General features: G+C 68.6%; 17 protein-coding genes and 1 pseudogene. All 18 read right to left on the reverse strand.

The annotated features are described in order from the left end of the window. Positions 1-800, reverse strand: a pseudogene (locus KBI52_RS18905) (hypothetical protein); the annotation flags it as partial. Between the two features lie 485 nt (positions 801-1,285). Continuing rightward, positions 1,286-4,273: a bifunctional [glutamine synthetase] adenylyltransferase/[glutamine synthetase]-adenylyl-L-tyrosine phosphorylase gene (locus KBI52_RS18910; RefSeq protein ID WP_262265451.1), complete on the reverse strand. Its 2,988-nt coding sequence runs from the start codon at positions 4,271-4,273 to the stop codon at positions 1,286-1,288. A gap of 299 nt (positions 4,274-4,572) precedes the next feature. After that, positions 4,573-6,006: an ATP-binding protein gene (locus KBI52_RS18915; RefSeq protein WP_210810322.1), complete on the reverse strand. Its 1,434-nt coding sequence runs from the start codon at positions 6,004-6,006 to the stop codon at positions 4,573-4,575. Between the two features lie 10 nt (positions 6,007-6,016). Further along, positions 6,017-6,715, reverse strand: a complete 699-nt coding sequence (locus tag KBI52_RS18920; protein WP_210810327.1) for a response regulator transcription factor — start codon at positions 6,713-6,715, stop codon at positions 6,017-6,019. 140 nt (positions 6,716-6,855) lie between these two features. Further along, on the reverse strand, positions 6,856-8,076 hold the full coding sequence (locus tag KBI52_RS18925) for a trypsin-like peptidase domain-containing protein (RefSeq protein ID WP_210810332.1): 1,221 nt from the start codon (positions 8,074-8,076) through the stop codon (positions 6,856-6,858). Positions 8,077-8,369: 293 nt separating this feature from the next. Then, positions 8,370-8,804 carry a hypothetical protein gene (locus KBI52_RS18930; protein WP_173946979.1) on the reverse strand — a complete coding sequence of 145 codons (435 nt, stop codon included), beginning with the start codon at positions 8,802-8,804 and terminating at the stop codon, positions 8,370-8,372. Positions 8,805-8,987: 183 nt separating this feature from the next. Then, positions 8,988-9,446, reverse strand: coding sequence for a cytochrome c-type biogenesis protein (locus KBI52_RS18935; protein ID WP_210810335.1), 459 nt, complete (start codon positions 9,444-9,446; stop codon positions 8,988-8,990). A 3-nt stretch (positions 9,447-9,449) separates the two neighbouring features. Next, positions 9,450-11,429: a heme lyase CcmF/NrfE family subunit gene (locus KBI52_RS18940; RefSeq protein ID WP_210810342.1), complete on the reverse strand. Its 1,980-nt coding sequence runs from the start codon at positions 11,427-11,429 to the stop codon at positions 9,450-9,452. 28 nt (positions 11,430-11,457) lie between these two features. Beyond that, positions 11,458-11,916, reverse strand: a complete 459-nt coding sequence (gene ccmE / locus KBI52_RS18945; RefSeq protein WP_173946982.1) for a cytochrome c maturation protein CcmE — start codon at positions 11,914-11,916, stop codon at positions 11,458-11,460. Continuing rightward, positions 11,913-13,004 (reverse strand): c-type cytochrome biogenesis protein CcmI, encoded by a 1,092-nt coding sequence (gene ccmI / locus KBI52_RS18950; protein WP_173946983.1) that lies wholly within the window; start codon positions 13,002-13,004, stop codon positions 11,913-11,915. The genes ccmE and ccmI overlap by 4 nt, the downstream gene beginning before the upstream one ends. 65 nt (positions 13,005-13,069) lie before the next feature. Continuing rightward, positions 13,070-14,467 carry a sensor histidine kinase gene (locus KBI52_RS18955; protein ID WP_371823192.1) on the reverse strand — a complete coding sequence of 466 codons (1,398 nt, stop codon included), beginning with the start codon at positions 14,465-14,467 and terminating at the stop codon, positions 13,070-13,072. Then, a complete protein-coding gene (locus tag KBI52_RS18960) occupies positions 14,464-15,135 on the reverse strand; it encodes a response regulator transcription factor (protein WP_173946984.1) in 672 nt (223 codons plus the stop codon). The genes KBI52_RS18955 and KBI52_RS18960 overlap by 4 nt, the downstream gene beginning before the upstream one ends. A 14-nt stretch (positions 15,136-15,149) precedes the next feature. Beyond that, the gene (locus KBI52_RS18965) at positions 15,150-15,464 is read right to left on the reverse strand and encodes a PepSY domain-containing protein (protein ID WP_210810349.1); all 315 of its coding nucleotides are present in this window, start codon (positions 15,462-15,464) and stop codon (positions 15,150-15,152) included. Between the two features lie 95 nt (positions 15,465-15,559). Continuing rightward, positions 15,560-15,769 carry a hypothetical protein gene (locus KBI52_RS18970; protein ID WP_210810353.1) on the reverse strand — a complete coding sequence of 70 codons (210 nt, stop codon included), beginning with the start codon at positions 15,767-15,769 and terminating at the stop codon, positions 15,560-15,562. A gap of 1 nt (position 15,770) precedes the next feature. Further along, a complete protein-coding gene (locus KBI52_RS18975) occupies positions 15,771-16,319 on the reverse strand; it encodes a glycoside hydrolase family 108 protein (protein WP_210810391.1) in 549 nt (182 codons plus the stop codon). A gap of 10 nt (positions 16,320-16,329) precedes the next feature. Then, a complete protein-coding gene (locus KBI52_RS18980) occupies positions 16,330-17,865 on the reverse strand; it encodes a DUF2793 domain-containing protein (protein ID WP_210810395.1) in 1,536 nt (511 codons plus the stop codon). A 188-nt stretch (positions 17,866-18,053) separates the two neighbouring features. Continuing rightward, the gene (locus KBI52_RS18985; RefSeq protein WP_210810401.1) at positions 18,054-21,911 is read right to left on the reverse strand and encodes a glycoside hydrolase/phage tail family protein; all 3,858 of its coding nucleotides are present in this window, start codon (positions 21,909-21,911) and stop codon (positions 18,054-18,056) included. Next, entirely contained in the window at positions 21,911-22,339 is a 429-nt protein-coding gene (locus tag KBI52_RS18990) for an NlpC/P60 family protein (protein WP_210810405.1), read from the reverse strand. The genes KBI52_RS18985 and KBI52_RS18990 overlap by 1 nt, the downstream gene beginning before the upstream one ends. Between the last annotated feature and the right edge of the window lie 133 nt (positions 22,340-22,472).

Raw genomic sequence — 22,472 nt, forward strand, 5'->3', positions numbered from 1 at the left:
ATGCCGCTCGTGGCGCTCTGGTACGAGGCCACGTCCCAGCCCTCGCCGCCGTCGATCAGGTCGGCGCCCACGCCGCCGTCGAGCCAATCGTGGCCGGTGCCGCCGCGGAGAGCGCCCGCATCACCATTCCCAACAAGAATATCGTTACCGGCGTCGCCTAGCAGGAGCCCGGCACCTTGAATACGGTCATCATTCATAGTGCCGAATTTTAACTCGACTTCGGCATAGGATGATTGGCTCGTTGCAATGTAGAAGCGCGCTTTCTGGATCCCCGCAACTGGTTCAGATGGAGTTGTAGGTTCTTGGGGCTGCGAAGGGACCGTTTCACCAAATACCTGGTCCCGAACCCAGTGGTTGAATGAGTTCCATGTGTCACGCTCGAAATTGAAGATCGAGTCGACCACTGCAACGCCGGCCGAACCAAAACTATTCCAGCCTGAGGCGATCGTTTCCGAGAGGAATGTGGGAGTGGAGGTGCCAGGCCGATACATGACAACCATATCATAGTGATCGGCGCCGTCGGAGACGTTATAGTTGACAATGTAGCTGTCGCCTGACCAGTCCGAATAGCCCCACTCGCTTTCGAGATTTCCGTCAGGACCATACTGTTTGCCATCTGAGATATCGCCTACGATGTACGACGATCCGGTTCCCGACCCGCCGGTCGGGTTGCCTGTGACCGCTCCGCCTTGCCCGGTACCTCCATATTGGATGCCCGTACTTCCATCGGGATTCCGTCCGCCCGTGTTGTTGAACACGCGCAGCAATTCCTGCAAGAAAAAATCCTGGACAGTGGCCATCTTCTAATCCCCCAAGCGTCCGGTGGACCTCATGATCCGACATGCCGCAACCGGCCGGAACCGGACAAGGCAGCCGCGCTCATGAGGGCAATCGGCATCGTTCAGCCATGAACCATTGCAACGTTATATCTTTATAAACGTTTGGCAAGTGCCTTACCGCACATCTCATAGTTATCGCCGGCAGCAACTTGTGGTTTTGCATTCTTGATTAAGGTAAAAAGATAATCCGTCCGAATGAATTAAGTTGATTTCACCAATAGCGCTGCAAATCAACTTCGTGCAGTTAGTCTTTACTACATATACCGCCCAATGAGCATTAATCCCGGCAGCTACGATAGCCAGCCTTCTCAATGAAGTTCCTGCAACCACAGTGTCATCTTTGAGAAGCTCATTATTTCCTCTGCGACATGACAACGGCCGTGCTTCGCCTGGATCGATACAGCCATCGATTTGTCACCGAGCCTCAGATCGCTGAATCCCGATAATCAAGCCAGGCGCCCTGTGGATTCCCGGCCCTCTGCAACCTTCAGTATCCGGTCGTAAAGGCCGGCCACTTGGCTCTGCGTCTCCTTCAGGTGGTGCAGGAGCACTTTCGGGTTCGGTAATCCCGCGATGGCGGCGAGGCGCTTCAGGATGGCGGGCGAGACGGATGAGGGGTCGAAGCGCCCCTCGATGGTGAGGCGCTGCCATTGGAAGATCGCATGGAACAGGCGATGCGCCTCCACGAGACTGCGCGCCTCCTCCCCGTCGATCAGCCCGACCCGGCTCGCCTCCGCGAACGTCTCCTCCGATGCATGACCGATGAGGCCTGGATGGGCGGCGCCGTGCGCCAGCACGAGGGCCTGCGCGATGAAGTCGAGATCCGTGAGACCGCCCCGCACGAGCTTGAGATCCCACGGATCGTCGTCGCCCTTTTCCTGCGCGATGAGATCGCGCATGGAACGGACCTCCGCGAAGACCTTTGCCGCTTCCCGCCGGTCTCCCACGATCCGCCGCACCGCCGCCTGCACCTTCGCGCCGAAGCCGTCGTCTCCCGCCAGCACGCGGGCTCGCGTGAGGGCCATGTGCTCCCAGAGATCCGCCTCCGTCGTCTGATAGGCCACGAAGCCCTTGAACTGCGACGCCACGGGCCCCTTGCCGCCCTGCGGGCGCAGGCGCAGGTCGACCTCGTAGAGCAGGCCCCGGCGCGTCGGTACCGTGAGCGCCGCCACGAGACGCTGCGTCAGGCGCGTGAAGTAGACCACCACGTCGAGGGGGCGCGGTCCCGTGCTGTCGCGCCGCTCCTCGTCGAAATCGTAGATGACCACGAGATCGAGGTCGGACCCGGCCGTCAGCTCTTTCGTGCCGAGGCGGCCGAGACCCAGGATCGCGATGCTCGCCCCCGGCACAATGCCATGTTCGGCCTCGAACTCCTCGCGCACCCGTTCGAAGGACGCCCGCACGATGGCGGTCGCGACGGCCGCATAGGCCTCGCCGGCCTGCGCGGGCGAGATGATGTCGGAAAGGAGCCGCGCGCCGGTGATGAAGCGCATCTGCCGGGCGGCGTCGCGGGCACGGTCGAGGAAGTCCTCGTAGCTCTCCGGATGGCCGATGATCTGGCGCACCTGCTCTTCGATCGCGGTCTCGTCGACGAGCGGCGTGTTGAAGGCGGGATCGATCAGCACGTCGAGCACGTGCGGGGATTGCGCCACCGTGTTGGCAAGCCGCGGCGCGGTGCCGAGGAGATCCGCAAATCGCAGGCGCAGCCTGTCATGGGATTGCAGGATGGTGAGGAGTTCGACGGCGGCGGGCATGCGGCCGAAGGCGCTGTCGAGGGCCGCGAGCGCACCATCGGGCTCGGCGGTGCCGCCGAGCGCCAGGAGCAGCGCCGGCGTGAGTTCCGTAAGGACCTCGCGGGCCCGCGCGCTCTGAATTGCGGGGCGGCGCCCGAAATGCCAGCCGCGGACCGTCTCGGCCACACGCTCCGGTTCGCGAAAGCCGAGGCGCTGGAGGGTAGCCAGGGTCTCCGGATCGTCGCCGGTGCCGGTGAAGACGAGGCTCCCGGCATCGGACGCAAGCTCCGGCCCCTCCTCGAAGAGAAGCGCGTAATGGCCCTGCACGATCTTGGCCTGATCGGTCAGGGCCCTGGCGAAAGCCTTGATGGTGGGATAGCCGCAGAACCTAGCGAAGCGCTTGAGCGTGTCCTCGTCGGCAGGCAGACGCTGCGTCTGCTCGTCTGCGACCATCTGCAGCCGGTGCTCGATGGTGCGCAGGAAGCGATAGGCGTCGGAGAGTTCATCGCGCGCCGTGGCCGTGATCCAGCCCTCGTCGTGGAGCGCCTTGAGCATGTCGAGGGTCCGCCGCCCGCGCAGGGCGGGCCGGCGCCCGCCGAAGACGAGCTGCTGCGTCTGCACGAAGAACTCGATCTCGCGGATGCCGCCGCGTCCGAGCTTGATGTCATGGCCCGCGACAGCGATCTCGTCATGACCGCGCACCGCATGGATCTGCCGTTTCATGGCATGCACGTCGGCAATCGACGCGAAGTCGAAATACTTGCGCCAGATGAACGGACGAAGCTCCGTCAGAAAAGTCTCGCCGAGGACGAGATCACCCGCCACGGGGCGCGCCTTGATGAAGGCGGCCCGCTCCCAGTTCTGCCCGACGGTCTCGTAATAGACATAGGCCGACGACAGCGACATGGCGGTCGGCGTCGAGCCCGGATCGGGCCGCAGGCGGTAATCGACACGATGCACGTAGCCGTCCGCAGTGCGCTCCTGCAGGAGCTTGGCGAGCTGCTGGGCAATGCGCGTATAGACCGTGGCCGCCTCGGACGGATCCTTCAGGGCCGTGGTGTCGGGGTCGAAGAAGATGACGAGATCGATGTCGCTCGAATAGTTGAGTTCGCCCGCGCCGTGCTTGCCGAGCGCCAGGACCGTGAAGCCGGAGCCCTCGCCGGGAGATTCGGGATTTGCGAGGTGGATGCGTCCGAGATCGGCCGCCTCGCTCAGCACCAGGTTCACGCCGCCGGTCACGGAGGCGTCGGCAAAGTCGGACAGGGCCTGCGTGACCTGCTCCGTGCCCCAGAGCCCGCCGATATCGGCCAGCGCCACGAGCAGCGCATGGGCGTTGCGGTTCTGCCGGAACGCCCGGATGGCATCATGGCGCGTCATCGCGCCGGCCCGCACCTCGCGGAACAGATGGGCCTGGCTGTCGATGATGGCGCGGTGCGCCTCTTCCGGTGGCGTGAAGGCGAGGCGTGCCATCCGGACCGGATCGTTGACCACGAGCTGCCAGAGAAAGGGCGAGTGATCGGCTAGCGCCAGAAGAAGGTCGCGCGGCAGACCGGCCGCGAGACGGCCCGCGAGCGCCTCCGCCTCGGGCTCTTCGCGGACGCGCCCGAGGAAGTCCGCCAGCTGCGCCTTGGCGCGCCTCGCATCCGAAACCAGCGGGGCCCTCGTCAGGCGTTCGAGCAAGGAGTTCGTCGGGTCCGGCACGGCCAATCCATCGGGTGTCTGCGGGGTCCCTGAGTGTTCACGCCGGAGCCGAGGAGGCAATCGAAATCTTGCCCGGCGGGTTTGCATCGCTCGAGAATGAACCCGACCCCGTCATGGCCGTCCCTGGGCTTGATCCGGGAATCAGTCCCGGCCATCCCGCTCCCGTCCTGACACCCTCTCTCGTCATGGCCGGCCTTGTGCCGGCCATCCCAACACGGAAAACCGCGGCGTTCCAAGCAGTCGGGATTACCGGGACAAGCCCGGTGATGACGTGGAAACCGCAGCGATGTCCTTCACCGTCACGCGGCCGATTGCAGGGGCGCCTGCGGCAGTTCGACGGCCTTGAGAGGCATGGCTAGGATCACCCGCAAGCCGGGCTCGTTATCCTCCAGCAGCAGGGCTCCGCCGTGCAGCCTCGCGACGGCGGCCGCCAGGCTGAGGCCGAGGCCGAATCCCGGGCGGGAGCGCGCCGTCTCGAGACGGACGAACCGCTCGAGCACGCGGCCGCGTTCCGAGGCCGGGATGCCGGGGCCGTGATCGGCCACCGCGATCCGCACCTCGCCGTCGCGGCGATGCGCCGACACGCTGATCGTCTGAGGCACGCCGCCGGCCGCGGAACCGTATTTCAGCGCGTTGTCGAGGAGGTTCGCCATGGCCTGCCCCAGAAGCTCGCGGCTTCCATGGATCGGCAGGTCGTCCTCCACGGACACGGCGAGCGACACGCCCGCCTCCTCGGCCAGCGCCTCGTAGAGCTCGGCCACATCCCGCACCGCCTCGGCGGCGTCGAAATCCGCCAGCCCCTCGCGGGCGTTGCCGGCCTCCAGGCGGGCGATCATGAGCAGCGCGTTGAAGATGCGGATGAGGTTGTCGCTCTCCTCAATGGTGGCCTCGAGGGCGGATCTCAGCTCGTCGGGCGTGCTCGCGGTACGCAGGGCCTCGTCGGCCTTGTTGCGCAGGCGCGTCAGCGGCGTCTTCAGGTCGTGGGCGATGTTGTCCGAGACCTCCTGCATGCCGCGCATCAGCTCGCCGATGCGGTCGAGCATGTCGTTGAGGTTCTGTGCCAGGCGGTCGAGCTCGTCGCCGGTTCCGGCGATCTTGAGGCGCCCGCCCAGATCTCCGGTCATGATGTGGCGCGTGATCTCGGTCATGTCGTCGACGCGCTTGAGAACGCGCCGCGTGATGAACCAGCCGCCGACGCAGCCGAGCACGACGATGAAGAGCAGCGAATAGCCGAAGGCGCGGTAGATCACCTCCTGAAGGCGCCGGCGTTCCTCGATGTCCCGCCCGACCAGCAGCCTGAACCCGCCGGGCAGGAGATAGACCCGCACGATCGCCATGTCGGGCCGCGCCTCCGTCTCGTCGGTGCGGTTGTAGAGCGTCTCGAACTGGCCCGTGCGGCCGATCACGCCTGGCGGCAGGGCGCCCACGTTGCCCGCGACCCGCTCGCCCGTTTCCGTGGTGACGAGGTAGAGCATGGCGCCCGGCGCGCGCGAGCGTCGCTCGACGATGTTCACGAGGCGGCGCAGGCCGCCGAACCGGTACTGGTCCGACAGGCTGTTGATCTCGCTCTCGATGGTCGACACGAACTGCTCGGTGAGCAGCCGCTGGGCGTTCCAGGCCACGTAGCCCAGGCCCACGAAGGCGAAGATGGTGAAGATGAGGAGATACGCGAAGGACAGCTTGAACGCCGTCGTCCGGACGAGCTTGCCGAGGGCGCTCATGGAAGCGTTCATCGCGGCACGCTCATTCCTCGTCGCCCTCCTGGCCGACGCGCACCATGTAGCCCGCCCCGCGGATGGTGTGAATCAGGGGCTTGTCGAAGCCCTTGTCGATCTTGGCGCGCAGGCGCGAGACGTGCACGTCGATGACGTTCGTCTGCGGGTCGAAGTGATAGTCCCACACGTGCTCCAGCAGCATGGTGCGGGTGACCACCTGGTTGGCGTTCTTCATGAGATATTCGAGCAGCCTGAACTCGCGCGGCTGCAGCACGATCTCCTGGCCGGAGCGCGTCACCCGATGGGACAGGCGGTCGAGCTCGAGATCGGCGATGCGATAGACCGTCGGCTCGGTGCTGGGGGCCGCGCTGCGGCGGCGCGAGAGAACCTCGACGCGGGCCAGAAGCTCGGAGAAGGCATAGGGCTTGGGCAGGTAATCGTCGCCGCCGGCGCGAAGGCCCTTCACCCGGTCGTCGACCTGGCCCAGGGCGGACAGGATGAGGACCGGCGTCTCGACCCGCTGCTCGCGCAGGGACCGGATCAGGGACAGGCCGTCGAGCTTGGGCAGCATGCGGTCGACCACGAGCACGTCGTAATCGCCCTCCTCGGCCATCGCGTAGCCGTCGAGCCCGTCGGCGGCGTGATCCGCCACGTGGCCCGCTTCCCGGAACGCCTTGACGAGATAGGAGGCCGCCTCTTTGTCGTCCTCGATGATGAGAATGCGCATCTGCCCGCTTGTCACGCGATGGAAAAACCCGACGGCAGGCCGGCCTTGGAGGGGGATGAGGCCGGCCTGCCGTGGGCAGAAGACACCAGGTGTCAGGGGCAATCAACTCAAAACCCCGGTGTCCTACTACCTTGTGTGGATCATGCGCCCTTCGGCTGAGCCCCGACCTCGAGGGTCACGGTCCGCTCCTTGCCCTCACGCCAGAGGGTGAGCGACAGGGACTTTCCGGGAGCGACGCCCGCCACCTTGCGGGACAGATCCTTCGCTTCCTTGATCGGCTCGCCGTCGACGGCCACGATCGTGTCGCCGGTCCGGATGCCGGCCTTGGCGGCGGGGCTGTCCTTCAGGGCCTCGGCCACGAGGGCGCCCTTGGGCTCCTTGAGGCCGATCGCCTCGGCGATCTCCTTGGTCACCGGCTGCATCTGCACGCCGATGAAGCCGCGGGTCACGGAGCCCTTGTCCTTCAAGGACGACACCACGCTGTCGACGGTGCTCGCCGGGATCGCGAAGGCGATGCCCACGTTGCCGCCCGACGGCGAGAAGATCGCCGTGTTCACGCCGACCACCTCGCCGGCCAGGTTGAAGGTCGGGCCACCCGAGTTGCCCTTGTTCACCGAGGCGTCAATCTGGATGTAGTCGTCGTACGGGCCCGAGCCGATGTCGCGGTGCTGGGCCGACACGATGCCGGCCGTCACCGTGCCGCCGAGGCCGAACGGGTTGCCGATCGCCATCACCCAGTCGCCGATCCGGGCCTTCTGGGGCGCCAGGCGGACATAGGGAAAGTCGTTGCCTTCGACCTTCAGCAGGGCGAGGTCGGTCTTCGGGTCGGTGCCGATCACCTTGGCGTCGAGGGTCTTGCCGTCGTCCATGGTGATCTCGACCGCGGAGCCGTTCTCGACCACGTGGTTGTTCGTCACCACATAGCCGTCGCCCGAGATGAAGAAGCCGGAGCCGAGAGCCTGGCCGAACTGGCGCGGGCGCTCCTGGCGCGGACCACGATCGCCGCGGCCGGGCATCTGATCGCGGAACTGGCGGAAGAAGCGCTCCATCGGATGGCCCGGGGGCAGGTCGGGCATCGAGAACTGCTGGCCGTCCTCGTCGTCGTCGTTGTTGTTGCGGTCGGCGACGTTCTGCACCTTGACCTTCACGGCCACGACGGCAGGCTTGACCCGGTCGATCACGTCGGCGAAGGACGGGACGCTCTGGACCGGCTGCGCCATCGAGCGCAGTTCGGCATGGGCGGGCGTGGGAGCAACCAGACCGCTCTCGACGGCGCCGCCCGCGATGATCGCGGCCACGGCCGCTGCGCCGAGCCACTTTGCGGTGCGCTTGCGGGCGGGGGTGGAAACCTTGTCCAACATCTCTTGTCTCTCCTCGAAGAATCTTCGGCGGAACCCTCTCGGGTTCGTCATGGGAGCAAGATGGGGGGTCGCGCCTTACGGCACCCTCACCCGGAGATGAATTGTTGGTAAGGTTTGAGGATGGGCGGCCTCGGCCTCCCCTCCCTCGTCATCACCGGCCTTGTGCCGGTGATCTCGCTTGTTTGAGGTGCCGCGCCTCACCGGACCGGGATGGCCGGGACAAGCCCGGCCATAACAGCCCGAGTGTCTTGAAACAGCCCGAGTGTGTTGAAGCGGCCACGACGTGGGAGACGTTACCGCCCCCGGCGGGACGAGACCCTGACCTTCCGGCCCTTGGACTTCGCCGCTTTGGCCGGCCTCGCCGAAGCGATCTTCGTCCTCTCGCGGTTCGCACGCCCAACCTTGCGGCTCGGCGCGTCCCGGCCAGGCAGGACCGCGTCCGGCCGCCCGTCGGCGTCGTCGAGCACCCGCTGCGGCGGCAGCGGCGCGCTGCTGCGGGCCACCACGGTGCTGCTGATGCACTGGGTCACGTAGGCCGCGCGCCGCTCCACGATGCGCCGGTAATCGTCGACCTGGATCTTGCGCTTGGGCACGATCCGGCTTCGCGCCTCGATGCGGCAGGACTCGCGCTTGGCGACGAGATCCTCGGCCACGAGATCCTCGCCCGCGCGGGCGGTGAAAGGAAGGGCGAGAAGGAACAGACACAATCCACGGGCCGCAAGCTTCACGACCGGACCTTTCGCAGGGGAAATATCGGGAGATGTGAGTGTCGGATATCAGCCGATCCTCAGCTTGGCGCCGCGACAAAATGGCTTGCTCAACAGAAAGGCGGGAACGTGCTTAACGCGCGCCGCGCCGCCGTTCGAGAGACCGGCCCGGATCGCCCGTCCCGCGGACCCGGCCGCGGGCCGTCAGGCCCCCTGATCGCGCTTGAGCAGGTCCTCGAGCGCCTTCTGCTCCTGCGCGTCGAGTGCGGCGGCGGGCCGCAGGCGGCGTTTCATGGCCGCGTAGGCCCCGATGCCGCCGAGGACCAGAACGAGCGCAGGCGTCAGCCAGAGCAGCAGGGTGTGCCCCCGGAACGTAGGCTTGAGCAGCACGAACTCGCCGTAGCGCTGCACCAGGAAGTCGCGCACCTGGGCGTCCGTGTCGCCCGCCACCAGGCGCTCTCGCACCAGGAGCCGCAGATCCTTGGCGAGCTGCGCGTCGGAATCGTCGATGGACTGGTTCTGGCAGACGAGGCAGCGCAGGCCCGCTGAAATGTCGCGCGCCCGCTTCTCCAGGGCCTGATCCTTCAGCACCTCGTCCGGCTGCACGGCGAGGACCGGACCGGCGAGCGCGAGAGCCGCGAGGAGAGCGAGCACGAAACGCATGGCCTACTCCGCCGGGACCGCAGCCGGCGGCGCGATCTTCGCACGCGCCGGAGCCCCGATGCGCAGCCGCCGGTCCGTCAGGGACAGCGCGCCGCCGGCCGCCATCACGAGGGAGCCAATCCAGATCAGCAGGACGAGCGGCTTGTGGTAGAGCCTCATGCCGATCGACCCGTCCGCCTGCACCTCGCCGATGCTGGCATAGACTTGACCGAGGCCCGTGGTCAGGATGCCGGCCTCCGTGGTCGGCATGCCGCGCGTCACGTAGAGCCGCTTCATGGTCTCGATCGTGCCGAGCTCCCGGCCCGCCCCCATGACCGTCAGGATGGCGACGTCCTCCCGGTAGTTCGCCTCGACGCGCGGAATGATGCGTTCGAGGCGCACCTCGTAATCGCCCGCCCTGAGCCGCTCGCCGACCCGCAGGCTGCCGATGGCTTCCACGCCCCAGGCCGTCGCGGCGATGCCGATGACCGTCAGGCCGACGCCCGCATGCGCGATCGCCGTGCCCCAGGCGGAGCGCGGCAGGCCGCGGGCCTTGCGCCAGGCGACGGCAAGCGGCGTGCCCCGGGACCAGGACCGCGTGAGGATTTCGTTGAGGGAGCCGAGAACCAGGTAGACGCCGAGCCCGACCCCGAGCGGCGCGGCCACCGGCCCGCCGTGCTGGAGCGCGAACAGGGCGACTGTCGCCACCAGCGAGACGCCGAACACCGCATAAAGGCGCTGGGCCGTGCCGAGGAAGTTGCCGCGCTTCCAGGCCAGCGTCTGGCCGAGCGGCAGCAGCAGCAGCAGCGGCACGATCAGCGGCAGGAAGGTGAAGTTGAAGAACGGCGCCCCGACCGAGATCTTCTCGCCGGTCAGCACTTCGAGCGCGAGCGGGTAGAGCGTGCCGATGAACACGGTCGCGCAGGCGGTGGCGAGGAAGAGGTTGTTGAGGACGAGCGCGCCCTCCCGCGACACGGGCGCGAACAGGCCGCCCTGCCGGAGCATGGGCGCGCGCCAGGCGAAGAGCGCCAGCGAGCCGCCGATGAACAGGATCAGGATCCCGAGGATGAACGTGCCGCGCTCCGGATCGACCGCGAAGGAATGCACCGAAGTGAGCACGCCCGAGCGGACCAGGAAGGTGCCGAGCAGCGACAGGGAGAAGGTCAGGATCGCGAGCAGGATGGTCCAGACCTTGAGCGCGTCGCGCTTCTCCATCACGACGGTGGAATGCAGGAGCGCGGTGCCGGCGAGCCACGGCATGAGCGAGGCATTCTCCACCGGGTCCCAGAACCACCAGCCGCCCCAGCCGAGTTCGTAATAGGCCCAGTACGACCCCATGGCGATGCCCAGCGTCAGGAACGCCCAGGCGCCGAGCGTCCAGGGACGCACGATCCTGGCCCAGACCGCATCGATGCGACCGTCGATCAGGGCCGCGCACGCGAACGCGAAGGAGATCGAGAAGCCCACATAGCCGATGTAGAGCAGCGGCGGATGAATCGCGAGGCCCGGATCCTGCAGCAGCGGGTTGAGATCCTGTCCCTCGGGGGCCGCCGGGAGGACGCGGGCGAACGGATTGGACGTGGTGAGGATGAACAGCAGGAACGCGATGGTGATCAGGGCCTGAACGGCGAGCGTGTTCGCCTGCAGCCGCATCGGGACGTTTCGTGCAACCGCCACCACGGCGCCGAACAGGGACAGGATCAGCACCCAGAGCAGCATGGAGCCCTCATGGTTCCCCCACACGCCGGAGATCTTGTAGATCAGCGGCTTCGCCGAATGGGAGTTCTGGACCACGTTGAGCACCGAGAAGTCGGAGTTCACGTAGGCCAGGGTCAGGGCCAGGAACGAGAACGCGATGCAGGCGAGCACGGCGAGCGCGCCCGCCGGCGCCACGGCCATGAGCACGGGATCGTTGGCGCGCGCGCCCCAGAGCGGCACGACGAACTGGATCAGGGACAGCCCAAGCGCCAGCGCGAGTGCGAAATGTCCGGCCTCGACCAACACGAAGGCTCTCCCTTGCTACTGCGTCACGTTACTGCGTCTTGGGCGCGGCATTGGCCTCGCCCATCCAGTGCCCCTGCTTCTTCAGGGTATCGGCCACCTCGCGGGGCATGTAGTTCTCGTCGTGCTTGGCGAGCACGGAATCGGCCCGGAAGGCGCCTGGGCCGACGAGCACGCCCTCGGCCACGACGCCTTGTCCCTCGCGGAACAGGTCGGGCAGCAGGCCCTTGTAGCTCACCTGGATGGCCGCCTGCGCGTCCATGACCTCGAAGGTGATCTGCTGGTCGGAGCCGCGCTGCACGGAGCCCTCCTTGACGAGGCCGCCGAGGCGGATGCGCGTCCCGGGCTGCACGTTCTTCGCCTGGATGTCGGCCGGCGAATTGAAGAACACGATCGTGTCGTTCATGGCGTAGAGCACGAGGCCGAGCGCGATCGCCAGGACGCATCCTGCGACACCGATGAGAGTGAGGCGGCGTTGTTTTCGCGTCATGGCTGAGCGTCGGTCAGTTTCAGTTCCTGGGCCATCGTGTCGATGGTCTTCAAGCCGGCGTTGTCCTGCGCCAGCGCCTCCCGGGCCCGTCGTGCGGCCGCCAGGGCTTTATCACGCTGGCCCAGGACCGTATAGGAGCGCATCAGTCGCGCCCATTCCTCGGCCGAGCCGCCTTGCGCCTCCAGGCGGCTCGCGAGGCCCGCCACCATGCCGGCGATCGCCTCCGGGCCGATCCGGTTGTCCGCCGCCTGGCCGGCCGGCGCGTCGAGGGATGCCAGTTCCTGCCTCACGGCCTCGACCCAGGGCGCGTCCGCGGGCGAGGATGCGAGCAGTTCCGCATAGGCGGCCTTGGCCTTCGCGGTCTGCCCGTCCTGCGCCGCCGCGCGGGCCAGGTAGAAGCGGGCCTTGGGCGAAGCCGCATCGAGCTTGACGGCCTGTTCGAAGGCCGCCTGGGCATCGGCCGACACGAGCCCGTCCTTGGACATGACCAGGACCTCGCCGTAATTGGCGAACCGGTCGGCATCCGGCGGCAGGGAGCGGACCGCCGCCTCGTAGGCCTTCACGGCATCGTCCATGCGGCCCATGCGGAGGTAGACCGGCGCGATGACCTCCCAGCCGCGGCCGTCCTGGGGGTTGTTCGCCAGATGGGTCTCGATCTGGGCCACCGCCTGCATGAGATCGACGTTGCCGGCCGGCTGGGCCGTTGCAGCCGTCGGCACCTGGGCGGGCGCCTGGGGCGACCCGTAGATTTCATAGGTGGCGAGCGCCAGGATCGGGATGATCGACAGGGCCAGGGTCGAGGCCGCCCGACGGCGGCGCAGGGCCGGCTCCCCGACCGCCGCCTGATCCTGGCCGTGCAGCCCGGTCGCCCGCAGGAGGCGCCGTCCGGCCTCGGCCTTGGCGGCGTCGGCTTCGCTCGGCATCAGCACGCCGCGCGCCTGATCCCGCTCGATCTCGGCGATCTGCTCGCGGTAGAACTGCGTGTCCGGATCCGCCTGCCGCGTGACGGCGTAATGACGCGACAGCGGCCAAAGCACCGCCATCACGGCCGCCGCCGTCATCGCCAGGAGAATGATCCAGATCACCATAAAGTCCTATTTACTGCGTGTCCCCCTGAAGCACGACGGTGGCACGGTGTCACGCGTAAATGTCCTTAAGGCGCGCTCCTATCCCCTGGCAGTTCGAGGATGGCGCGCAGGCCCCCCATGGGCGACGCGTCGAGTCGGAGCGAGCCGCGGTAGAGCGCCGCCAGATCGCTGACGATCGAGAGCCCGAGGCCCGATCCGGGCTTGGTCTCGTCGAGACGGCGGCCGCGCTTGAGGACCTCCGCGCGGGCGGCCTCCGGCAGGCCCGGGCCGTCGTCGTCGATGAGCAGGCGGAAGCGGGGCCGGTCGTCCTCGCGCACGATCTCGACCGACACCTCGACCTTGCCGGCGGCCCATTTGGCCGCGTTGTCGATGAGATTGCCGGCCATCTCCTCCAGGTCCTGCCTCTCGCCGCGGAAGCGCAGGTCCGGCGGGACCGCCAGCGCCACCTCCAGGTCCTTGTCGCGGTAGATTTTCGCGAAGGTGCGCGCGAGGCCCGCGATGACGGGCTCGGCCTCGGTGAGCGTGCCGAGGGTTCCCGCGAGCGCCGCCGCGCGTGCCCGGTCGAGATAGTAATTGACCTGGTCGCGCATGGTCGTGGCCTGCTCGCGGACCCGGGCGGCCACGTCGTCGGGTGCGTTCTCGGCCTCGTTCATGATGATGCTGAGCGGCGTCTTGAGCGCGTGGGCCAGATTGCCGACCTGCGTGCGGGCGCGCTCCAGGATCTCCCGGTTGGTGTCGAGCAGAAGGTTCAGCTCGCCTGCCAGCGGAGAGATGTCGCGCGGGTATTCGCCGACGATCCGCTCCGCCTCCCCGCGCCGGATCGCCCCGAGAGCGCTGCGCAGATTGGCGAGCGGCCGCAGGCCGAAGCGGATCTGCAGGAGCGTGGTGAAGCCGAGGCCGATGCCGAGGAGCGCGAAGGTGACGGTCAGGGCGAAGATGAAGTCCCGCACGGCCACGTCGATCTCGTCGGCCGGGCCGGCGACCCGGATGATGTAGCGTCCGTCCTCGCCGAGATCGATGTCGCGCTCGATGATGCGCAGGTTGCGCTCGTCCGGCGCCCGGCCGTAGCCGCGGCGGATCTGGCCGAAGCGGTTGTCCCCGGTGGCGAGGCTCGGCAATTGCCCGCCGAACAGGGATTTCGACGAGCGGATCTCGCCCGCCGCCGCATTGGGCCGCGCCACCTGCCAGTACCAGCCCGACAGGGGCAGCTCGAACCGGGGATCGCCAATGGGGCCGAGATCCCGGTCCGGATCGCCCGGCCCGACGAGGTTGGACGCGAGCGTGTTGGCGTAGACGAGGAGCCGCTGGTCGAAGGCGCGTTCCGTGTTGTCGCGGTAGAGCGTCGACAGGATGAGCCCGGCGATCAGCAGGATCACGAAGCTCCAGAAGACGGACGAGACCGCGAGACGGACCGCGATGGGCCGGCCCGCGAACCGTTTGACGAGCGGCGACAGGCCGGTCACGTCTTGGTCTGGCTCGCGTCGAGGAGATAGCCCAGTCCCCGCACCGTCTGGATGATGTCGACCCCGAGCTTCTTGCGCAGGCGGCCGATGAAGACCTCGATCGTGTTCGAATCCCGATCGAAATCCTGATCGTAGAGATGCTCGGTCAGCTCGCCGCGCGAAACGATGCGGCCGGTATGGTGCATGAGGTAGGACAGGAGCCGGTACTCGTGCGAGGTGAGCTTCACCGGGTTGCCGTCGACGGCGACCCGGCCCGAGCGGGTGTCGAGCTTCACGGGCCCGCAGGCGATCTCGCTCGTGGCGTGGCCGGCGGAGCGGCGCAGCAGCGCGCGGACGCGGGCGAGAAGCTCCTCCATGTGGAAAGGCTTGGTCACGTAGTCGTCGGCGCCGGCGTCGAAGCCCTGGACCTTGTCGCTCCAGCGGTCGCGTGCGGTCAGGATGATCACCGGGGTCTTGTGCCCCTCGCGGCGCCAGGCGGTCAGGACCGACACCCCGTCCACCTTCGGCAGGCCGAGATCGAGGATGATGGCGTCGTAGGGCTCGGTTTCGCCGAGGAACTGCCCTTCCTCGCCGTCCATGGCGGCATCCACCGCGTAGCCCGCCTGCTCAAGGGCGGTCACGATCTGCTGATTGAGGGTTCTGTCATCCTCGACAACGAGTAGGCGCACGGTTCGAGCTTCCCTTAATGGACCGACTTCACGCGACCGGAGGGTCCGTCGATCGTCACCTGGACGATGCGACCGTCCTTTTGCAGGACCGAGATCACATAGACAAGGTCGTCGCTGTTGCGGCAGAGGCTGGCCCGGACCACGTCGGCGCCCGGGATCTGGCGCCGCGCCGTCATCACGGCGGATGCCGGAGCGACGACGCCCTTGGCCGCCACCGCCTCCTGCATCTCGCGGGGAGGCAGGCAGTTCTTCAGGGCCGCGGCCGCGCTCTGCGCCGACGCCGCCCCCACCATGCCCCACAACGCTATCAACACCCAGACCAGACGCATGAGACGACCATGCCTTTGCCGCACTGAACGAATTCTGAATGCGATCGGGGCCGGCTTCCGTGCCGACGACCGGCCCCATCTCCCTGAAAATGCTTCTAATTCAGAATCTGTTTCGTGGCCAGGATCCGGAACATCGTCGAGGCGATGAAGCTCGCCGCCGCGACGAGCTGGACGAGCGCCTCCTCGAAGGCGCCGGTGGCCAGGGCCGACCCGTCGAAGCCGAGGAGCCCGAGGATGAGCGCCGCGAGGCCGACGAGGTTGGCCCAGACGGTGCGGCTGGCGAGAATGGTCTTGGTATCGAGCATGTCAGACGTTCCTTGAGGACGAGGGTGGAAGGGATGCGAGCCGGAGGGCCTCCCGCTCGACGGCGAGGACGCGCCGGCGCCAGCCGATGCCGAAGACCGGCCAGGCGGCGAGGCATCCGAGAAAGCCGAGACGCGCCTTCATGAGGCGGCGGATCGTCTCCGGGATGTCGGCCGCGCGGGCCGCCTCGAGCGTGACCGGTCCGACGATGCCGTCGGCCGGGACGCCGAGGATCTCCTGCAGCATGCTGGCGGCCCGCGCGGGGCCGGAATTGACCGCGAGGTCGAACACCGCGAAATCGAGCCCGGGCGGCAGCTCGTCCGCCCGAACGGCGTTCCAGAACAGCCGCCGGTAGATGGCGACCGCCTCGCGGCGGGTGAGGCGCCGCACGTCGGCCGCGGAGACCGGACGGCCGCGCGCCCGGGCGAGGGTCTCGCGGGTGATGCCGAACTTGGTCGCGCCGCCCGGGTCGCGGGGATGCTGCACGAAGCCGCCTTCGTGCCGGAGCGTCTGTTCGACGGCGGTCTCGAAGCGTGACGAAGAACCAGTCATCCGCGTCTCCTCACAGTTCCGCCTGCAGGGCGAAGAAGGCCAGGTTACCCAGATAGAGGTTACCGACCGCGCCAACCGATCCGCTGAACGCGGTGCCGGCCTGCAGCCGAAGGACGAGGCCGGCCGCACCGGCCGCCGTCAGGGTCGTGACGGTCAGCGCTCCGGTGATCAGCGTCCAGGACGCGCCGGAATTGTTGTAGAAGCCGATCTGGTTGCCCGACGGGACTCCGTTGAACCAGCCGAGCCCGCTGGTCGTCAGCACCGGGTCGGCCCGCATCGGCACCGGCAGGGTGCAGGGACAATCGATGACGTTGTTGCCGACGCGCTGCCCGAGGGCGCCGAGGATGGCAGGCGTTCCGCCGCTGGCGGCAAGGCGCTGGTAATAGCGCCGGCAGCGCAGCTCCTCGATGTCGGCCGTCACGCCCGCCCAGGGCGTCGCCTGCACGCCGAGCTCCAGCTTGACCCGCCGGAAGGAGCATGGGGCCGACGGCTGGAGCCGCACCGTGACGGGCCAGGTCTCGGACCCGTCGAGCGTGACGCTCGCCCAGCGCCGTCCGGGACCGGCCGGGATCGTGGCGGTCTTCGTCCCGACGGCGACCGGCAGAGGATCCGACGGATCCTCGACCGAGAGCGTCAGGGTCGCGCCGGCGAAGCTCGCCGCGCCGGTCTCGGCCGCCTGGGCGACGTCGACCACCTGATCGAGCGCCCCGGACAGCGAAACCGTGCCGTCCGCCGCGACGCCGAGGGTGCAGCCGCCCGGTCCGGCCTTCCAGCGGTCGAAGCCGTAGATGCCGGCCGCGAGCGCCCCGCCGGCGAACCGGCGCTGGTTCACCCGAAAGGCCGCGTTGATCAGGAGGTTCGCACCCGGCACGTTCGCGAGGCCGCACGGAAAGGACGCGACGCCGGTCCGGCGGTCCACGAGCAGCGCGTCGCGCCACAGGGTGCCGTCGGCGGACACGCGGATGCAGAAATCGTCGCTGCCGATCAGGCCGGTCTCCGCGCGCCCGCTGTATCCGCGCTGGTAGAGCTGCGACAGCACCCCGGCCTCCGTGCTCTTGTCGAGCACGACGCGCAGATCGCCCGTGCCGCCCTCCTCGGCGGACAGCGCCGAGAACAGCGCCGCGTTGAGCTTCGCCGACAGGCGGTTGGTCCCGTCGGCCGCCGTGCCGATCCCGAGCCGATCCAGATTGTCGAGCGCGTCCGGAACCGCCCCGACGGGAGTCCAGGCGGCGCCGTCGAACAGGACGAGCAGATCCTCGGCCTCCACATAGGCGCGCCATCCGGGGCGCGGCGTGAGGAAGCGCCAGCTCGCGAGGTCGAACAGCGCGACGGCGCCCTCATGGCCCGCGAAGGCGCCCGTGGCGCCCGCGCCGACGAGGAAGCGGTCGCCGTCCTCGGGCGAGGCCGGCGGCGCGGTGCGGCCGCGTTCCTTGACGGCGAGCTGCACGAGCGCGTCAAGCGATGCGAGCGCCTCGTTGTGGGTGACGTGCTTTTGCGCCTGCGCGGCAGCGAGCAGCGGCAGGGAGAGATGAGGCGTGGAGGACATGAGGTGATGGGCTCTGATGGAGACAGGGAAATGGGGCCACCCGCCACGTCATCACCGGCCTTGTGCCGGTGATCCCGATACGAAAAGCGCGGCGCTTCAAGCAATCGGGATGGCCGGGACAAGCCCGGCCATGACGGTGGAGGGTATCGTGCCCGGCGCGCCGGCGCGGCCGAAAAGCACGCGGTCGGTCAGCGCACGGCGACCGTTGCATGCCGCTCGAGGCCGCGCCCGGCCACGGCGCTCCATTGCGCGATGCGGACGGCGAGCGCGGATTGAGGCGCGCCGAAATCGGCCGCCTCGTCGGCATGGGCGTAAAGGACGGAGGCCTGTGGGCTGGCGAGCGTGCGCACGACCCCGTTGTCCTTGAGGATGTCGATCGCGTAGCGCTCCGCATCCTCGGCCAGCGGCACGTCGAGCGGCTCCCAGCCGTCGCCGCCCTGGCGCGTGCGGCGCGTCCATGCGAGGCGGACGCCGCCGGCCTCGCGGGTGGCCGCGACATGCACGGGGCTCAAGGGCCTGAGTGCATCCGCCCCCGCCGTCGCGATGGTTTCGGCAACCGCCGGATCCGCATGGTCCCGGCCCGAGGGACCGACGCGGTAGCGCCAGGTCCGGCCGAGATCCTGCAGGCCCGTGGCGAGTGGTACGACAGCCTCGTCGAGTTTGACCAGAAGGGCTCCCGCCGGCACCGTGCGGCCGGCCTCGGGCTCGGACCCGGCGAGGCCGCGCAGGAAGCGCGAGAGCCGATAGCTGCGCTCGCCGATCATCTCGGCGCGCGCGGCGGCGACGATCTCCCAGCGGCCGTCCGGACCCTGCAGGGCAAAGAGGTTGCGGCCGCCGAGCACGGCCTCGTCGTCGAGGCTGCTCAGGGCTCCCGAGGAGATCTCCACGTCGAGCGTGGCGCGCGGGTCCCAGCGCCAGAGCGGACCCGGCGGGAGCGCCGTCCCGGTCCGTCCGATCACGGCCGGCAGGTCGATCACCCGGACGGGCGCGAAGCTGGCGGCATCGCCGGAACGCCAGATCGTCATGGCGCCGGGCCAGGGATCGGCCGCGACCGCCACGTATTGCAGGGGCGCCGGATCGCCGAAGGCCGCCGGCAGGTCGAGCACCACGACCTGCGGCTTGCCGGGAACCGGCGGCGGACGCCTCACCGGTTTCTCGGCGGATGCGCCCGGCCGCTCGAACACGGCGGGTTCGACCGCGCGCGTGCTGACCTTGCGCGTCGCCCCGTCGGCGATGCGCGTGATGCGATGCAGTTTGGGACCCGCATCGGTGGGAAGCGCGATCACGTCGCCCGGCTCCAGGTCGAGCCGCCGCGGCGACAGCTCGAACTCGGCGCCCTCGCGCCCGGCCCACAGGTCCTGAAGCCAGGTCTCGGCGAGGCGCTGCGCCTCCGCCCGGCGGGTGACGACGGCGCTGTCCGCCCTCGCCTCCCGGCGGCTCGCACCGGACAGGCGCCGCGACGCCACGGAGGCGCGGCGATAGTCGGTGTCGCCTTCGATGAATCCGATCTCCACCTGCTGCGGCAGCTCGGTTTCCTGGGCGCGCGTGAGCGTGAGCGACGGCCCCCGGTCGCCGAGCACGAGGTCGTCCTTGGTCAATTGGACGACGGCCCGGCCGCCGCGCCCCTGCCACGCGATGGCACCGCCGCGCGCCACGGCATCGACGCCGAAGAGGCGCAGCAGCGGCTCGAGCGCGCCGCGCACGGACATGGGCCGGTCGATCACGTAGCCGTCGACGAAACCGTCGACGGGAATGGTGCCCGGATCGGCAAACCCGTAATCGCGCAGGATGCGCGCGATGAGGCGGTCGAGAGTCGCGCCCTCGATCCGTCCGGTGATCCAGTGACCCGTCTCCCAGTTTCGGCCGTCCGACCACACGGTGTCGAAATCGGGAAAGGCCGGATAGGGCCGCGCATCCCAGGCCCAGACGAAAACGCTGTCCGGATCGACCATGCGCCCGCCATAGAACGGGGACGTCGGATTGTACTCCGGTGAGAAGCCCCTCTGGGCCGGATCGAAGCGCGAGAGAATGGCCTCGAGCGTACGCGCCTGAGCGAGATCGTCGCGCACGCCGCGGGAGAACGGCGGATAGGCGGATTCCGAGGATTTCGGATCGGGAAACACGTTGGGGCCGTTCGGCCCCTTGTCCACCGCGGGCACGCCGATCTCGGTGAGCCAGATCGGCTTCGCGTGCGGCTGCCACGGGGTCGCGCCGGTCTCGACGCCGTTCACGCGCTCCACGTGCCGGTTCGACCACCACGAGACGAGATCCTTGGCGCGGAAGACCCACGGCTTGCCGTGCGCGCCGTCCGTGATGGGCCGGCGGACCTGCGCGGCCCGCTCGGACGCATCGGCATAGTACCAGTCGAACGCTTCGCCGCCGCCGAGGCGCGCGCGCAGGTAATCGACGTCGTAGACGCTGCGGGCGGCGGAGAGATCCGCGTGACCCGGACCGTCGCGCCAGTCCGCAATCGGCGGGTAGTAGTCGATGCCGACCGCATCGATGGCGGAGCTGGCGAAGAGCGGGTCGAGGGGAAAGCGCACCTCGTCGCCGCCGTCGAGAACATGCGCGCCGTATTCCGTCCAGTCGGCCGCATAGACGATCTTCGTGGAGGCGCGCAGGACATCGCGCGCCTGCCCGGCCAGCGCCTTGAGCCGCGCCACGGCCGGATAGATGCCCGATGCGGAGCGCACGCGGGTCAGGCCCACGAGCTCGCTGCCGAGGATGAAGCCGTGAACGCCGCCGGCTTCTTCGGCCAGGTTCGCGTAATGAAGCACCATGCGGTTGAAGCCCGCCGAGCGGGTGAACCAGCTGTCGACCTGCACGGCGGCGGCGGCCGTGCCGTCGGGCGAGCCGCCGCGGCCCGGCGCGGGATGGCAGGTGATGCGACCGCGCCAGGGATAGGGTGCCTGCCCGGTGCCGCCGTAAGGGTCGGGCAGGTCATTGTCCTTGGGCACGTCCATCATCACGAAGGGATAGAGCACCACTTCGAGACCGCGCGCCTTCAGATTCCGGATCAGGCGCATCACCGTCTCGTCGGACGGGGTGCCGCCATAGGCGGGAGACCCGCCGGCGAGCGACACCGCCTTCGCGGCCTCGCGCGTCACGCCCGCGACCGACCAGGCGGCGCCGTCGGTCGTCTTGGTCTTCACGTCGACGCGCGGCTCGATCAGGCACGACCCGGCGCGAAGATCGTCGCCGAACCAGCTCACCACCAGGGACACGCGCTTCAGGTTGGGGCACAAAGCCTCGAGCGAATCGAGGGAGGCGGCCACGTCGGTGTCGCGCCGCATCTGGTGGCGGTTCTCCGGCCGGGTCTTGCCGAGATCGAGCACCCGCATGACGGGCAGCGTGTCGTAGCCGAACTCGCTCGCCCCGGGGATCAGGCAGACGGCCCGCACCATGCGGTTGAGGCCGTCCACCGGCCGCACCACCTCGAAGGAGAATTGCGGCACGCGGTTGCCGAAATCGGCCAGCGGCAGACGCTCGAACACCACATAGGCGAGGCCGCGATAGGCGGGCGCGTTCTGCGCGCCCTCCTTGGCGACGATCAGCGGATCGGCGCTCTGCGTCTCGCTGCCCGCATGCACGCGCATGGTGAGGGTGCTCAGATCGATCTCGCGCCCGTCGGCCCAGACGCGGCGGATGAAGGCGATGCGCCCCTCGCACAGGCCGACCGCGAGATTGGCGAAGTAGGAATAGGTGGTGGTGACGGTCTTCGGCCCGCTCATGCCCTTGCCGCCCTGGGATCCCCGGTCGACATCGGTGTTCACCGCCTCCTCGAGGCGCGTCGCCCAGATGAGCTGGCCGCCGATGCGCGCGCGGCCGTAGACCCGCGGGATCGGCGCGCCCTCCGTCGAGGTGAGCCCGTCGATGTCCTTGAGGCGCGGGCCCTCCACATGCTTGGTGGTGTCGCCCCCGAACAGCGCGTTGTCGATGGCCGCTCCCGCGAGCCCGCCGAGCGCGCGCCCGGCCATGGCCCCGAGGGGTCCGGCGATCATGCCGCCGACCGCGGCGCCGACGGTTTGCAGAACGATTGTGGCCATCAGTTCGTATCCGGAAAGCGAAAGGCATGGGCGAGGTGTCGCCGCCACCAGGGATGGAACGCCACCTCGGCGACCGACGCGCCGTCATGGGCGTGGATCATCGTGTCGCGCGAAGCGGCAATGGCGCAGTGCTTGGCCGGCATGGCGGCGCGCCAGCGGAACAGCAGCACGTCGCCGGCCGCGAGGGCGTCGCGGTCGATCTCGACGAGGTGTCGTCGCGCGGCGGCAAGCAGCGTGTCGGCGCCCGCCTCCGCCCAGTCGGGCGAATACGGCGGCGGCATTTCGGGCTCGCGGCCCATGACGCCGCGCCAGACGCCGCGCAGCAGGCCGAGGCAGTCGCAGCCCACGCCCTTGAGCGAGGCCTGGTGGCGGTACGGCGTGCCGATCCACGAGCGGGCCTCGGCGAGGATGAGATGGGGTTGGGGCATCGTGATATTCGCAACAGCTGTTCGAACGAACGAAGAAGGATGCGCTGATTCAGGTCGCCGCCAACGACGCCCTCGCGTCATCACCGGCCCTGAACCCTCGACGTCATCACCGGGCTTGTCCCGGTGATCCCGA

The sequence above is a fragment of the Microvirga sp. HBU67558 genome (assembly GCF_018069605.1).
Lineage (GTDB): Bacteria > Pseudomonadota > Alphaproteobacteria > Rhizobiales > Beijerinckiaceae > Microvirga > Microvirga terrae.

Coding starts and splice junctions, on each gene's coding strand:
- KBI52_RS18915 (WP_210810322.1), bottom strand. CDS start 6,006: ATGAACGCTTCCATGAGCGCCCTCGGCAAGCTCGTCCGGACGACGGCG.
- KBI52_RS18920 (WP_210810327.1), bottom strand. CDS start 6,715: ATGCGCATTCTCATCATCGAGGACGACAAAGAGGCGGCCTCCTATCTC.
- KBI52_RS18925 (WP_210810332.1), bottom strand. CDS start 8,076: ATGTTGGACAAGGTTTCCACCCCCGCCCGCAAGCGCACCGCAAAGTGG.
- KBI52_RS18935 (WP_210810335.1), bottom strand. CDS start 9,446: ATGCGTTTCGTGCTCGCTCTCCTCGCGGCTCTCGCGCTCGCCGGTCCG.
- ccmE (WP_173946982.1), bottom strand. CDS start 11,916: ATGACGCGAAAACAACGCCGCCTCACTCTCATCGGTGTCGCAGGATGC.
- ccmI (WP_173946983.1), bottom strand. CDS start 13,004: ATGGTGATCTGGATCATTCTCCTGGCGATGACGGCGGCGGCCGTGATG.
- KBI52_RS18965 (WP_210810349.1), bottom strand. CDS start 15,464: ATGCGTCTGGTCTGGGTGTTGATAGCGTTGTGGGGCATGGTGGGGGCG.
- KBI52_RS18970 (WP_210810353.1), bottom strand. CDS start 15,769: ATGCTCGATACCAAGACCATTCTCGCCAGCCGCACCGTCTGGGCCAAC.
- KBI52_RS18975 (WP_210810391.1), bottom strand. CDS start 16,319: ATGACTGGTTCTTCGTCACGCTTCGAGACCGCCGTCGAACAGACGCTC.
- KBI52_RS18980 (WP_210810395.1), bottom strand. CDS start 17,865: ATGTCCTCCACGCCTCATCTCTCCCTGCCGCTGCTCGCTGCCGCGCAG.
- KBI52_RS18985 (WP_210810401.1), bottom strand. CDS start 21,911: ATGGCCACAATCGTTCTGCAAACCGTCGGCGCCGCGGTCGGCGGCATG.
- KBI52_RS18990 (WP_210810405.1), bottom strand. CDS start 22,339: ATGCCCCAACCCCATCTCATCCTCGCCGAGGCCCGCTCGTGGATCGGC.